Source organism: Streptomyces sp. NPDC029836, from assembly GCF_055574495.1.
On record NZ_JBVHZI010000007.1, the window covers coordinates 353,295 to 367,253 of the forward strand.

Sequence of the window (13,959 nt, forward strand, 5' to 3'; positions counted from 1 at the left end):
CACCGGCGTACTCCAGCCGGGCCGGCGCGCTCGGGTCAGGCGGGGCCGCGGCGGACCGAACTGTGCACGCCCGCGCGGTACTTGGGGATGCGTACGGTGATCTTCATGCCGGCGCCGACGGCCGTCTCGATGACGAGCCCGTAGTCGTCCCCGTAGACCTGCCGCATCCGCTCGTCGACGTTGGGCAACCCGATCCCGACCGGGCCGGGGCACTGCCCGGCCAGGATCCGGCGCAACAGGTCCGGATCCATCCCGACGCCGTTGTCCTCGATGGTCAGGACCGCCTCCGAGCCCGCGTCCCGGGCGGCGATCGTGATCCGGCACTCCCCGGTGGTGTTCTCCAGCCCGTGCTTCACGGCGTTCTCCACCAGCGGCTGGACGCACAGGAACGGCAGCGCCACCGGCAGCACCTCCGGCGCCACCTGCAAGGTGACCTTCAGCCGGTCCCCGAAGCGGGCGCCCGCCAGCGCCAGGTACTGCTCGGTCGAACGCAGTTCGTCGGCCAGCGTCGTGAAGTCCCCGTGCCGGCGGAAGGAGTAGCGGGTGAAGTCCGCGAACTCCAGCAGCAGTTCCCGGGCCCGCTCCGGATCCGTCCGGACGAACGAGGCGATCGCGGCGAGGGAGTTGAAGATGAAGTGCGGGGAGATCTGCGCCCGCAGCGCCTTGATCTCCGCCTCCATCAGACGGGTCCGCGCCCGGTCCAGCTCCGACAGCTCCAGCTGTACCGACACCCAGCGCGCCACCTCCGTCGCGGCCCGCACCAGCACCGCCGACTCCCGCGATCCGTAGGCGACGAGCGCCCCCAGCATCCCGTCCTCACCGGTCAGCGGCGCGAACACCGCCCACTTCAGCGGGCAGTCCGGCCGCTCGCAGTCCGTCCGCACGCTCTGGCTGCGCCCCGACTCCAGCACCTGCGCGACCCGGTCCATCGCCCGCCGCTCGTGGTGGTCGGCGCCCGGACCGTCCCAGGCCAGCACCGACTCCCGGTCCGTCAGGCACAGGGCCTCCGTACCGAGCAGGGAACGCAGCCGCCGCGCGGCCTTGCGGGCGGCGTCCTCCGTGAGGCCGGCGCGCAGCGGGGGCGCGGCCAACGACGCGGTGTGCAGGGTGTGGAAGGTGGCCCGCTCGACGGGCGTGCCCAGATCCAGTCCGACCGCCCGCTCCCCGCGCACCGCGTGCCGACGGCCCGCGACCCAGCCCAGGCCCAGGAGCAGCGCCCCGCCCGCCGCGGCCAGCGCCGCGAGTACCGCCCCGGTCACCGCCCACCCCCCGTCGTCCGGTCCACGGCCACGGCCTCCGGCAGGTGCAGCCGGGCCAGCGACGCCGCCGTCCCGGCCGGGATCCGCGACCGCGTCGCCAGGGACACCCCCACCATGGTGAGGAACCCGAGCGGCACCGACCACATCGCCGGCCAGGCCAACAGGGCGTGCGCCCACCCGGTCGGGGCCAGCCCGACCCGGGTCGCCAGGACCGCGCCCAACGCCGCGCCGCCCCCGACGAGCAGTCCGGCGACCGCGCCCGGCGGGGTCAGTCCCCGCCACCAGATGCCCAGCACGAGCAGCGGGCAGAACGAGGACGCCGACACGGCGAAGGCGAGCCCCACCGCGTCCGCGACCGGTACCGGGGTGGCCGCCACCGAGCCGGCCAGCGGCACCGCCATCGCGACGACCACGGCCAGGCGGAACGTCCCCACCCCGCGGCGCGGCAGCACGTCCTGGTGCAGGACCCCGGCCACGGCCATGGTCAGCCCCGAGGCCGTCGACAGGAACGCCGCGAACGCGCCGCCGGCCAGCAGCGCCCCCGACAACTCGCCGAGCAGCCCGCCCAGCATCCGCTCGGGCAGCACCAGCACCGCCGCGTCCGCGTCCCCGGTCAGGGCCAGTTCGGGCGCGTAGATCCGGCCCAGCGCCCCGTACACCTGCGGCAGCAGGTAGAACACCCCGAGCAGGGCGAGCACGACCAGGGTGGTGCGCCGCGCGGCCCGCCCGTCCGGGCTGGTGTAGAAGCGCACCGCGACGTGCGGCAGGCCCATCGTGCCGAGGAACGTGGCCAGGATCAGCCCGTACGTGGCGTACAGCCGGAGCTCGCGCCGGTCCCCGGACAGCGGCGCCGACCAGCCGGGCGCGGCGCCGGTGTCGGTGCCCGCGCGGGCGCCGGGAACCACGTCGCCCGGGACGAACTCCAACCGGGTGCCGGCCTCGGCGGTGTGCCCGCCGGCCGACAGGGCGACCGGGGCCGTCGCGTACGCGGTCCCGTCGATCCGGCCCGTCACCGTCACGGTCAGCGGCGCGTCCAGCGACAGCCGGACGTCCTCGGCGAGCGTGACGGAGGCGTGCTCGCGGAACACCGCGGGGGCGTCGAAGGAGGCGCGCGGCGCGCCGTCCCCGGCCCAGGCGGCGATCAGGAAGAACGCGGGCACCAGCAGGGCGGTCAGCTTGAGCCAGTACTGGAAGGCCTGGACGAAGGTGATGCTGCGCATGCCGCCCGCGGCGACGGCCGCCGTCACCACGAGGGCGACGACGACCCCGCCCGCCCAGTGCGGGGCGCCGGTGAGGATCTCCAGGGTGAGCCCGGCGCCCTGCAACTGCGGGAGCAGGTACAGCCAGCCGACGCCGAGCACGAACAGCACCGCGATCCGCCGCACCGTCCGCGACTGGAGCCGGTCCTCGGCGAAGTCGGGCAGGGTGTAGGCGCCCGAGCGTCGTAGCGGGGCCGCGACCAGCACCAGCAGCACCAGGTAGCCGGCCGTGTACCCGACGGGGTACCAGAGCATCTCCGGCCCCTGGAGCAGCACCAGCCCCGCGACGCCTAGGAAGGAGGCGGCGGAGAGGTACTCCCCGCTGATGGCCGCCGCGTTGAGACGGGGGCCCACGGTGCGCGAGGCGACGTAGAAGTCCGAGGTGGTCCGCGATATCCGCAGCCCCAGCGCCCCGACGAGGACGGTGACCAGGACGACGACGGTGACCGCGGTCAGCGCGTAGGTCTGGTTCACCGGTTGTCCTTCGACGGGGGAGGGTGACCGGAGTCTATGTACCGGCCCGCGCCGGGCGACAGGGACGGGACGCGCACCCCGTACGGACGGGACGCGCCCCGGCGGACGGCCGGCGGACCTCCCGCCCGGGCCGGGGGCCTGCCGGGGGAGCGGGTCAGCCGGTCGCCCGGCGCAGCAGCAGGTCGCGCAGTTCGCGCGCGTGCCGCCGGCTGACCTGGAGCTCCGCCGACCCGACGCGGACGCTGGTGGTGCCCGAGTCCAGGCGCAGTTCGTCGATCCGGCCCAGCGCCACCAGGTGCCGCCGGTGGATCCGTACGAAGCCCCGGGCCGCCCACCGTTCCTCCAGCGTGGACAGCGGGATCCGCACGAGGTGGCTGGCGCCGTCGGTGTGCAGCCGGGCGTAGTCGCCCTGGGCCTCGACGTGGGCGATGTCCGCGATGGCCACGAACCGGGTGACCCCGCCCAGTTCGACGGCGATGTGGTCCGGGGTGTGGTCGGGGCCGGTCGACTCCGGGGCCGGCCCGCGCGGCCCGGCGGAGGTCGGCGGTCCGGCGGGTGGTCCGGCGTGGGCGGCGGCGGGCTCCTGGAGCGCCGGGCGGGTCGTGGGGTCCCCCGCCGGCGCGGGGTCGCCGAGCTGGGCGCGGGCCCGGCGGACGGCCTCCGCGAGCCGCTCGGGGCGCACCGGCTTGAGCACGTAGTCGATGGCCTTGAGGTCGAAGGCCTGGACGGCGAAGCCCTCGTGGGCGGTGACGAACACGATCAGCGGCGGTCGGGCGAAGCCGGCCAGCAGCCGGGCGATGTCCAGGCCGGTCAGGCCGGCCATCTGGATGTCCAGGAACACCACGTCGATGCCGTCGGGGCCCTCCGGGCCGCTCTCCAGTGCCCGGGTGATGCGGCGCAGCGCCTCGGTGGCGTCGGACGCGCCCTCCGCGCTGCTCACCCGGGGGTCCGAGCGCAGCAGGTAGAGGAGTTCCTCCAGCAGGGGCTTCTCGTCGTCGACGGCCAGGGCGCGCAGCATGCGCCGAGTCTACGGCCGGGCCCCCGCTCAGGACCGTGCCCCGCGCGGGCTCCCGTCCCGGTGGAGAACGGTGCGCGGCCCCGGCCCAGGGGGGAGGGGGGCGGGGGCCGCGCGGTCCGGGGCGGGCTACTTGACGGTGATGAGCTTGCCGTCGGGGGAGACGGCGTACCAGGTGCCGCCGACGCCCTGCCCGTTGGTGTCACCGGGGTTCTTGTCACCGGTGAAGGTGTAGACGGGCCAGCAGTCGACGGTCTGCTGCTTCACGCCGTCCGGGCGGTCGAGGACCAGGTAGTTCTTCTCGACGATGCCCTTGGCGTTGCCCTTCTCGACCGGGGGGACCGCCGGCCACTTGGCGAGGCAGTCGCCGGTGCACTTGGAGACCATCGGCCAGGCGGTGTCCGGCTTGAAGCGGTAGACCGTCATGCCCTTGCCGTCGACGATGTGGTCACCGAGCTTGGGGTCCTTGGCGACGGTCAGGGCGCCGGAGGCGGCGGCCGGGGCGGGAGCCGGGGAGGCGCCGGCAGCGCCCTTCGCGGCCTTCTTGCCGTCGGGGGCGAGGGCGAACCAGGTGCCGCCGACGCCCTGCCCGTTCAGGTCGCCCGGCTTGGTGTCCTTGGCGAAGCGGTACGCGGGCCAGCCGCCCACCGTCAGCTGCTTGCCGCCGTCCTTGCGGACCACCTCGCCGAGCACGGAGGCGTCCATGCCGGCGGCGGCGGTGACGTCGCCGGCGGCGACCACCGGCCAGGTCTTGGCGCAGTCGCCGTCGCAGTTGGCGGTCGGCGGCTTGGCGGTGTCCTTGTCGAAGCGGTAGAGGGTGAACCCGGCGCTGTCGGTGAGGACGGCGCCGAGCTGCTCGGTGGTGGCGGAGTTCAGCTGTCCGGCGGGCTTGGGCTCGTTCGGGGCATCCTGCGCGGGCTGCGGGTCGCCGTACGGGTCGGACGCGGGAGCCGGGGCCGCGGCGGCGGCTCCGGCGGGCTTCGTGTTGTCGGCCGCCCGGGTACCGCCGCAGGCCGTCGCCGCGAGGGTGACGACGATCGCGACCGCAGCCAGGGAAGTTCCGCGCTTGATGCCCATGTTGATCTCTCCCACGTGTCGTGTCTGCCGGTGTCCGTCGCCGGACCCCGGCAACTTGCGAAGGACACGGGACGGGAGGAGGGATCCGTTCAGCTCGATCCGTATGAGCTGTTTCACTCACCCCCCGTCGAACCCGGCGCGCCGCAGGGCCGTGACCACAGCGAGGCCGAGGACCTGGTGTCCGGTGTCGTTGGGGTGCAGGCCGTCCGCGAGGTGCTCGGGTCCCAGCAGGTCACGGCCCGCGAGCAGGGCCAGCCGGCCGTCCCCGGCGTCGATCCGGTCGCGGGTGGCCCGCTCCATCGCGTCGCGCAGGGCGCCCAGGGTGGCGCCGAGGCGGTTCGGGGTGCGTTCGGCGTCGGGGCGCAGCAGGGGCGAGACGAGCAGGAGCGGAGTCCGGGGGTGGCCCTGGCGGATGAGGTCGAGGAACGCGCGGGTGGTCTCGTAGAGCAACGGGGCCGAGTAGGGCACCCGGGACCAGCAGTTGGTGCCGAAGGCGAGGGTCAGGACGTCGGCCGGGATCGCGGAGAGCTGCTCGGCGGTGGCGAGTTCGCCGCGCGCGGCCCCCGCGTACCCGAGGTTGACGGTGTCCCAGCCGAGGGCGCGACCGGTGACCGCCGGCCAGCCGTGGGCGGGGCGGGTGGACCACCAGCCCTCGGTGATGGAGTCGCCGTGGACGACCCAGCGCGGGGCGGCGGGGGCGGGCGCGAGCGGGCCCCCGATGCCCCGCAGGCCGAGGATCAGCGGGGACTGTGCCTCGGGCGGATGCAGGGTGAAGGGGCCCGCGCCGCGCGGGAGTTCGAGGCGTACGACGGACTCCGCGGCCGGCTCGGTGAAGACCTCGCCGAGCAGTCCGTGCCGGTTCCACAGGGCGAAGCCGTGCGCGAGGTCGCGCAGCGCGTCGGTGGGGCCGGGCACGGTCGCCCGGTAGCGGACCTCCACGGCGTGCGCGGTGCCGGCGGTGAACTCCAGGCGCACCCCTATGGGGAGCGTGGCCCGCTCGCCGGTGTCCCAGGGCAGCCGCATGGTGTCCGCCGGGTCGGCGCGCACGGGCCGCCCCTTGTCCAGCCAGGCGACCCCGCGCAAGAAGGGCCCGGGGTCCTGCCACGGGGCGTCGGGGCCCGGGCTCGGTTCGCTCACTCTTCGCCTCCGGTCGTCGGGTACGGGTGTGGGTGCGGATACGGATACGGATACGGATACGGATACGGATACGGGTACGGGTACGGGTACGGGAAGGGGTGCGGGATCCCGGGCCGCTCCGGTCCCTGCGGTCCGCTCCCTTCGGGTGTCGTCGGCGTCACCGCTTGACCCGTACCCCGCGGTGGCCGGTTCCGACCCCCGGGGGAGGGTCGGCGGTGTCGGCGCGGGTGCGCCTGGGCGGCACGTTCCGACAGACCTGACGAGGTGTCAAGAAAGCCGGTCGGAGGCCCCCACGCAGTGATCGATCATCCGCGCGCAACAAAGGACCATCCCGGACAGATCCGCGCAACGATCGTTCGCCAATGTGCAAGGATGGTGCATTACGGGCGGTATCTCTCAGCTCGTAGGCTCACTCGCTGTACGTGGAGTGGCGTGGACCGCCCGCTCGGCGGTCCCCATGCCCAGGCCGGCTTTCCGTCGGCCTGCTCCTGCTCCGGACCGCTGCGGTCGACGCCTGAACCCCCACCCGCAGTGTCACCCGCAGCATCGAAGGAGTCCCCCCGTGCTCGAAACCGGCCAGGCGCCACCGCTCACCTCCGAGCCGCGCAAGCCTGCCCATCCTTTGCTGCGCCGCAAGCCGGTCGAGCAGCTGGTCGCCGAGAGCGGTCAGGGCGAGGGCGGCTCGCTGCGCCGCTCCCTCACCATGTGGCAGCTGACGATGATCAGCATCGGCGCCACCCTGGGCACCGGCATCTTCGTCGTCCTCGGCAGCGCCGCGCCCAAGGCCGGCCCGGCCGTGACGATCTCCTTCGTCATCGCGGGCCTGACCGCGCTCTTCTCCGCCCTGTCCTACGCGGAGCTGGCCGGATCGGTGCCGGTCTCCGGGTCCTCGTACTCGTACTCGTACGCCACCATGGGCGAGCTCGTCGCCTGGGTCTGCGGCTGGTGCCTGATCCTGGAGTACGGCGTGTCCGTCGCGGCGGTCGCCGTCGGCTGGGGCGAGTACCTCAACGAACTCCTCGACGGCACGATAGGCGTCACCATCCCCGAGGCGGTCTCGGCGCCCCTCGGTGAGGGCGGGTTCATCAACCTGCCCGCGCTGGTCGTGGTCCTGCTCGCCATGGTCTTCCTGATGCGCGGCGCCAAGGAGAGCGCCCGGATCAACACGATCATGGTCGCGGTGAAGATCGTCACCCTGCTGCTCTTCATCGGCATCGGCTTCCTGGGCATCAAGGCCGGCAACTACGCCCCCCTCGCCCCGCTCGGCATCACCGGCATCAGCGCCGGCGCGGCCACGCTGTTCTTCTCGTACATCGGCTTCGACGCCGCCTCCACCGCCGGTGAAGAGGCCAAGAACCCCAAGCGCGACCTGCCCCGCGCGATCATGCTCTCGCTGCTGATCGTCACCGTGCTCTACGTCCTCGTCGCCTTCGTCGCCGTCGGCGCCATGCCCTGGCAGGACTTCAAGGGCACCGAGGCCGCGCTCGCCCAGATCATGACCGACGTCTCCGGCCACACCTTCTGGGGCGTCGTCCTCGCCGCCGGCGCCGTCGTGGCCATCGCCTCCGTCGTCTTCGCCGTGCTCTACGGCCAGACCCGCATCCTCTTCGCGATGTCCCGCGACGGCCTCGTCCCCAAGGCCTTCGCGAAGATCCACCCGAAGACCGGCGCGCCCCGCGCCAACGTGGTGATCGTCTCCCTGTTCTGCGGGACGCTGGCCGCCTTCATCCCACTGGGCAAGCTCGCCGACGCCACCAGCATCGGCACGCTCTTCGCCTTCGGCCTCGTCAACGTCGCCGTCGTCATCCTGCGCTTCACCCGCCCCGACATGCCGCGCACGTTCAAGGTGGCGCTGTTCCCCGTCACCCCGATCCTCGGCCTGCTCACCTGCGGCTACATGATGTTCAGCCTGGACACCCCGACGTGGGTCGTCTTCGGTGGCTGGATGGCCGTGGGCCTCGTGGTCTACTTCCTGTACGGCATCCGCCGCTCCCGACTGGCCACAGCAGAGAAGTGATCCACCCGCAGTGCGACTGAACGATCTCGACGAACGCATCGTGCACGCCCTCGCCGAGGACGCCCGCCGTTCCTACGCGGACATCGGCTCCGAGGTCGGACTCTCCGCCCCCGCCGTGAAACGCCGCGTGGACCGGCTGCGGGCCGAAGGAGCCATCACCGGCTTCACGGTCCGCGTGGACCCCGCCGCGATGGGCTGGGAGACCGAGGGCTTCATCGAGATCTACTGTCGCCACAACACCTCGCCGGACGACATCCGGCGGGGGTTGGCGCGGTATCCCGAGGTGGTGTCCGCGTCGACCGTCACCGGCGACGCGGACGCCCTCGTCCAGGTCTTCGCCTCCGACATGAGGCACTTCGAGCGCGTCCTGGAGCGCATCGCGGGCGAACCCTTCGTGGAACGCACCAAGTCCGTCCTCGTCCTCTCCCCGCTGCTGCGCCGCTTCACCTCGGGCGCCCCGGCCTGATCCGCCGCCGGCGGCCCCGCCCCCTCGGGCCGGGGGCCTGTCACCGGGCCGTGTCAGGATCGACCGCATGAAGATCCAGATCCCGCTGCCGGCCCTTCCGCGCACCTCGGTCCTCTACACCGACTGGGCCCGCGCGCACGACCCGGCGGCCCGGGCCGCGGCCGTCGCGCTGCTCGACGAGGCACTCGGCGGCTTCCACGTCGCCCACGAGAAGCCCGGCCGCTTCCTGGACGGCCTGGAACGGCGCGTACGGGACTTGGACCCCGCCCACCTGCCGTGGTTCTGGGACACCATCGGCCACCGGCTCATCGACTGGCATACGCGCTCAGCCGCCCGCGCCTACGCCTCGGCCCGCACCGCCGAGCGCACCCACGGGCTCCCCGTCGACCCCGACCACCACCGCGCCAACCTGCTCCTCTTCGCCCGCGCCGGCGCCCTGCCCGCCACCGAGCTCAGCGGCCACCAGGCCTGGCTCGCCGCCACCCTGGACGGCCCCGCCGCGCACGAGGAGTACGTACGCGTCCTCACCGCCTGGGCCGCCTCGCCCGCCGCGCTCCCCGCGGACCTGGCCCGCCGCGTCCGGCTCTCCGCCCGCGGCGCCGGAACGGACCCCGCCGAGGAGGCCCGGGTGCTCGGCCTCGTCCTCGGCGCCGCCCGCGGCAAGGACGTCCCCGACCGGCTCCTCGACGCCGCCCGGGACCTGCTCGCCGCGCACCCCCCGACCGACGAGGTCAACGCCCGGCTCCTCGACCTGTTCCCCGAGACCCGCGGCGACGCCTCCGGCTGGCTGCGGCTCCTGCTCGCCTGCGGCGCCGCCGACGCCGCCACCGCCGGACGCGTCACCCCCGAGGGCGGGTTCGCCGCCTGGTTCGGGCGGTTCACCCGCCGCTACTCCCACCGCCCCGCCGGCGGCGGAGGCGTCATGAGGCAGCCCATGCCCCCCGAACTGTTCGAGCTGCTGACCCGCTTCGCCCCCCGGCTGCGCGCCGCCGCCATCCCCCTGCGCCTCCACGAGGACCGCTACCGGTGGCCCGGCCTGGACGCCGAACTGCTGGACGCCTGCCTCGCCGAGGGGCTTCCCGTGGAGGACCCCGGCGCCGCCGTCGAGCTGGTGTTCCGCGACCCCGGCCCGGCGGCGGGCCCCCGGGCCCCGCGGCGCGACCTCAAGGCCCTCGCAGCCGACCCGGTCTTCGGCCCCCGCCTGGAAGGCACCGTCCACGCCGCCCTGCGCACCGCCGGTAGCGCCATCACCCGGCTCCCGCACAACCCGGGCATCGCCGCCGAGGTCCACGGCCGCGTCGAGACCCTGCTCACGGCCCTGCGCGGCGGCGGCCTCGCGGCCGCCGACGAAGCCGTGGACGAACTGCGCACCCTGCTCGACCGGCCCACCGCCCGCGCCCTCGACGGCATCGACGAAGCCCTCGCCGCCCTGGACCTGACCGGCCCCCTCGCCCGCGCGCTGCGGGCCGGACTCCCCGAGGAATGGGGCTGGCCCGCCCTGGAGGACGCCGTCCGGGAACTCGGCGGGCCCGACCGGGTCACCGGAGTCACCAGTACCTGGCCCCTGCTCACCGCCTACGGGCCCGACCGGGCCGTCACCGTCGACCACGCCGGCGCCCGCCACCGCTGCGCCTTCCGCCTCCCCGACGACGCGACCTCGCACACCGTGCACCACGTGGGCGGAGAGTTCCTCCTCGCCTGGAGCACCACCCCCCGGGGCGACTTCGGCGAGCACGCCTGCTGGGTCGAGCGCCCCGACGAGGTCTTCGAACCCGAGGACAAGCTCGGCCTGCGCCGCTACGGCGGCATGATCCAGGGCGGCCTCGGCTACCACTTCGCCACCCCCGACGGCGCCGGCCGCCACGACGGGACCCGCGTCCTGCGCCCCGGCGACCGCAGCGGCATCGGCTCCGCCGACGTCCTGATGAGCGACGGCCGGCGCTTCTGGGGCTCGGACACCTTCAAGGGCTGGAACGGCTGGGCCCGCCTCGACCCCGCCACCGGCGCCCGGACCGCCGACCGCGTCCCGCCCGCCTTCCACACCGCGACCGCCCCGCCGCCCGGCACCGAACTCTTCGGCGACCTCCAGACCCTCGCCACCCTGCCCCCGGGCGCCCCCGCCTCGCCCCTCGGCCAGGACGGCGCCCTCGTCGGCTTCCGCGTCCTCAACCGCACCCCCCACCCGGGCCCGTCACCCCGGGAGTTCGTCCTCGAAGGCGTCGACGGCCGGAGCGCGCACTACCGCACCGCCCGCTTCGGCCTGCGGCCCTGGGCGATCGTCCGGATGCCCGAGGGTGGCGAGGACGCCGTGCTCGTCGGCCAGGAAACCGTCCGCGTGCACGCCGCCGAGGACAACTCGCTGCTGTGGCAGGTCCAGGGCTTCCCCGGCTCCGACCGGCGCCGCACCCCCGGCTTCGGCGACGCGGCCGGCCCCGTCCCGCCGCCCGCCTTCTGGCACTTCCTCACCCCGCGCGACGAAGCCTCCTCCAAGACCCTGCGCGCCGTCGAGGACACCGCCGTACGGGCCCTGCTCGACGCGGCCCTGCGCGACGAGCCGGCGCCCGCCCTGCCCGGCCGCCTCGAACCCCGCGTCGCCGAAGGCGTGGCCCGCGCCGCCCGACTCGCCGCCGACGTCCTGCGCCGCCGCCGCGAACTGGCCCGGCGCGTCGCCGTGATGCGCGCCGAACCCGCCGTCACGCTGTCCGCCGAGATCCCCGACACCGTCCTGACGCCCGCCCTGTACGGACTGCTCGCCGAGCACCGCCGCTACCAGGGACCCGCGCCGCAGCCGCAGCCCGCGCTGCTCACCGCGGTCGCCGCCGACGGCCGCCACCTGCGCGGGGAGATCGACGACGACACCCGCGCCCTCGCCCGGCCCGCCGACCCCGACGACTGGGAGGTCCTGGTCGGCGGCATCGGAGCCGTCGCGTGGCGGGCCGCCGTCGACACGACCCCGGCCGAAGAACGGGAGGCCCTCGCCGCCCTGCTGGCGACCTGGAGCGGCCAGCCCTTCGCCGAGGCGGGCGGCGCCTGGCGCACCGGCCGGGCCGCCCCGGCCGCCCTGGCCGCCCACCGCGCCGCCGGGCACACCCTGGCCTCCGGAGCCGTCCGCAACGGGACGGCCCGGTTCCTCCAGCGCGCCACCGATCCGGCGCCCGAGGGCGCCGAGGACTGCCGGACCTCCACCGTCACCGAGGACGACGCCGGCCGCCTGCCCCGCTTCCTGGAACTCCTCGCCGGCCGCGGTCCGCTCCGGGTCCCGCCCGCCGCGGCGGACGCCTTCGCCCGCCCGACCGGCGTACGGGCGGCCGTCGCGACCCTCGTCCTCGCCGGGTTCCCGGGCCGCGAGGACCACGGCCCCCACCTGACCCTGCTCGGCGGAGCCCCGTACAAGCTCAAGAAGCCCCTGATCGAGCAGTACGACGCCCTGTGCCGCCGGCTCGGCGACACCGGGCGGCGCACGGTCCTCGCGGCCGGCGTGCCCGGCGACCCCGCCGAGCTGTGGGAACCGCAGGGGGTCGTCGCGGCGGCCGCCCGGATGGCCGCCGCCTGGATCGAGCTGCTCGGCGCCGAGGAACACGCCGACGAGGAGCTCGCCGCCGCGCTGGACGCGGAGCTGGGCCTCGGCGACGGCTGGGCCCGCAGCCTGCCCGCCGGCCGGGCCCCCGCCGCCGAGCCCTTCGGCGAGGCCGGATACGTCCTCGTCGGCACCCGCGTCGGCGGCCTCGGCCTGCACCACGCCGGCCCCGACGGGACGGCCGGCAGGGAAGTGGAGCCCCGCGAACCCGCCCACCGCACGGCCGCCTCCGTCATCACCTGGGCCCTGACGGAACGCCCCGTCGCCGACCCGGCCGCCAAGGGCGCGCTCGCCCTGTACGAGCGGCTGCGCACCCACCTCGACGGCCCCGACGCGCTCGTCCCCCTGGGCAGCTTCACCGACCTGGCCCGGACGGCCGCGGCCGACCCGCTGTTCACCCCGTACCGCGGCCCGGTGCTGCCGTGCCCGCACCCGCTGGGCGAGCACGTCAGCGAGGTCTCCACGGCCGTCGACGACGGGCTGTTCGTGGTCGCCGTACCCGCCGGAAGCACCTTCGTCCGGCCCCTGGCCCTCACGTCACCGCCGCGACTGGAACGGGCGGAACGGCTGGCGGCCGGCGTGGACCGGTCCTGGCTGCTGACGGACCTGCGGGCGCTGCACGGGCTGCTCGACGGACTCGGCAGGCTCGCCGACCGGGCCGCCACCACGCCCGTACCGCCGGGCGGCTACGAGAACGATCCGGTGCTGAGCGCTCCCGATCTGGTCGCGCGGGCGGCGCGGACCCTCGGGACCGGCGCGGACGCCGCGGCCCTGTATCTCCAGTTGCTCGCTCTCGCCCGTCCCACCGACCGCAACGTCCGCCGCTGGAACGGCTGGACGGCCGCCCGACACAAGGCCGCGCAGGCGGAGCTGGTGGCGACGGGGGCGGTGGAGACGGCCAAGCGGGCCCGAGCGGGCCGTACGGTGTTCCTGCCGGGGCGGTGGACGGATCTCAAGGCCCCGCACCTTCCGCTGGAGACCGCCAAACTGGCGGACCACCGGGCCTCGGCCGCGCTGAAGGACCTGCACGCCCCGCTGCTGCGGTTGTTGCCGCCGGTGCCGGTGCACGAGCTGTTCGCCCACGCCTGGGACCGGGCGCATCCGTAGGTCGCGCGGGTCGCGTGGCTCGCACACATCACAGAGGTCACACGGCTCACAGGGCTCATATAGCCAACAGGGGTCACACGGCTCACCGAGGTCACACGGCTTACAGGGCTCGCGTGACTCACAGGGTTCACACGGTTCACACGAGGGAGGGGCGGGCGGGGCGACCGAGCAGGGCGCGGCGCTCCTCCTCCGTCAGGCCGCCCCACACGCCGAACGGTTCGCGGGTCTGCAGCGCGTGCTCCAGGCAGGCGGCCCGTACCGGGCAGGTGCCGCAGATCCGCTTCGCGGCCTCGTCCCGCACTTCGCGCTCCTCGCCGCGCTCGCCCGCCGGATGGAAGAACGGGGCGGACCCCAGCTCCCGACAGGCGGCGCGGGACTGCCAGTCCCAGTTGTGGTGCGTGGATCCGGGCAACTGCTGGACGTCGTTCATGGCGGGGTTTCCTTTCCGTGGGTTGTCCTTCCGCGTGTGACCACTCGGAACCCACTGAAACCCGCTCCCGGGGGACGCCGGACAATCGAGCCGGCCGGCGCCGAACCCTGACGTCCGCCGGCGCCGCCCTGGACCCGCGTA

The 13,959-nt window shown here is 74.9% G+C and carries 9 protein-coding genes; 3 read left to right on the forward strand and 6 right to left on the reverse strand.

The features are described from left to right. Window positions 1–35 precede the first annotated feature (35 nt). The 5 genes from ACZ4XJ_RS22380 to ACZ4XJ_RS22400 all read right to left on the reverse strand — a co-directional run bounded on the left by ACZ4XJ_RS22380 (window position 36) and on the right by ACZ4XJ_RS22400 (window position 6,221). Window positions 36–1,259 carry a histidine kinase gene (locus ACZ4XJ_RS22380; protein ID WP_468497115.1) on the reverse strand — a complete coding sequence of 408 codons (1,224 nt, stop codon included), beginning with the start codon at window positions 1,257–1,259 and terminating at the stop codon, window positions 36–38. Then, window positions 1,256–2,992, reverse strand: coding sequence for a sodium/solute symporter (locus ACZ4XJ_RS22385; RefSeq protein ID WP_362884051.1), 1,737 nt, complete (start codon window positions 2,990–2,992; stop codon window positions 1,256–1,258). The genes ACZ4XJ_RS22380 and ACZ4XJ_RS22385 overlap by 4 nt, the downstream gene beginning before the upstream one ends. Window positions 2,993–3,146: 154 nt before the next feature. Beyond that, window positions 3,147–4,010: a LytR/AlgR family response regulator transcription factor gene (locus ACZ4XJ_RS22390; protein ID WP_468497116.1), complete on the reverse strand. Its 864-nt coding sequence runs from the start codon at window positions 4,008–4,010 to the stop codon at window positions 3,147–3,149. A gap of 126 nt (window positions 4,011–4,136) precedes the next feature. Next, window positions 4,137–5,084 (reverse strand): SCO0930 family lipoprotein, encoded by a 948-nt coding sequence (locus ACZ4XJ_RS22395; protein ID WP_362884066.1) that lies wholly within the window; start codon window positions 5,082–5,084, stop codon window positions 4,137–4,139. A gap of 117 nt (window positions 5,085–5,201) precedes the next feature. Next, window positions 5,202–6,221, reverse strand: coding sequence for a GDSL-type esterase/lipase family protein (locus tag ACZ4XJ_RS22400; protein WP_468497117.1), 1,020 nt, complete (start codon window positions 6,219–6,221; stop codon window positions 5,202–5,204). A gap of 562 nt (window positions 6,222–6,783) precedes the next feature. Between ACZ4XJ_RS22400 and ACZ4XJ_RS22405 the strand changes: the two genes are divergently transcribed. From ACZ4XJ_RS22405 to ACZ4XJ_RS22415, 3 genes are all read left to right on the forward strand, one after another. Then, window positions 6,784–8,238: an amino acid transporter gene (locus tag ACZ4XJ_RS22405; protein WP_362884057.1), complete on the forward strand. Its 1,455-nt coding sequence runs from the start codon at window positions 6,784–6,786 to the stop codon at window positions 8,236–8,238. Between the two features lie 10 nt (window positions 8,239–8,248). Next, a complete protein-coding gene (locus ACZ4XJ_RS22410; RefSeq protein WP_362884059.1) occupies window positions 8,249–8,704 on the forward strand; it encodes an Lrp/AsnC family transcriptional regulator in 456 nt (151 codons plus the stop codon). A 67-nt stretch (window positions 8,705–8,771) separates the two neighbouring features. Next, window positions 8,772–13,388: a hypothetical protein gene (locus ACZ4XJ_RS22415; RefSeq protein WP_468497118.1), complete on the forward strand. Its 4,617-nt coding sequence runs from the start codon at window positions 8,772–8,774 to the stop codon at window positions 13,386–13,388. Between the two features lie 136 nt (window positions 13,389–13,524). Here the strand turns inward: ACZ4XJ_RS22415 and ACZ4XJ_RS22420 are convergent, their stop codons facing one another. Further along, window positions 13,525–13,818 (reverse strand): WhiB family transcriptional regulator, encoded by a 294-nt coding sequence (locus tag ACZ4XJ_RS22420; RefSeq protein ID WP_362884063.1) that lies wholly within the window; start codon window positions 13,816–13,818, stop codon window positions 13,525–13,527. Window positions 13,819–13,959 lie beyond the last annotated feature (141 nt).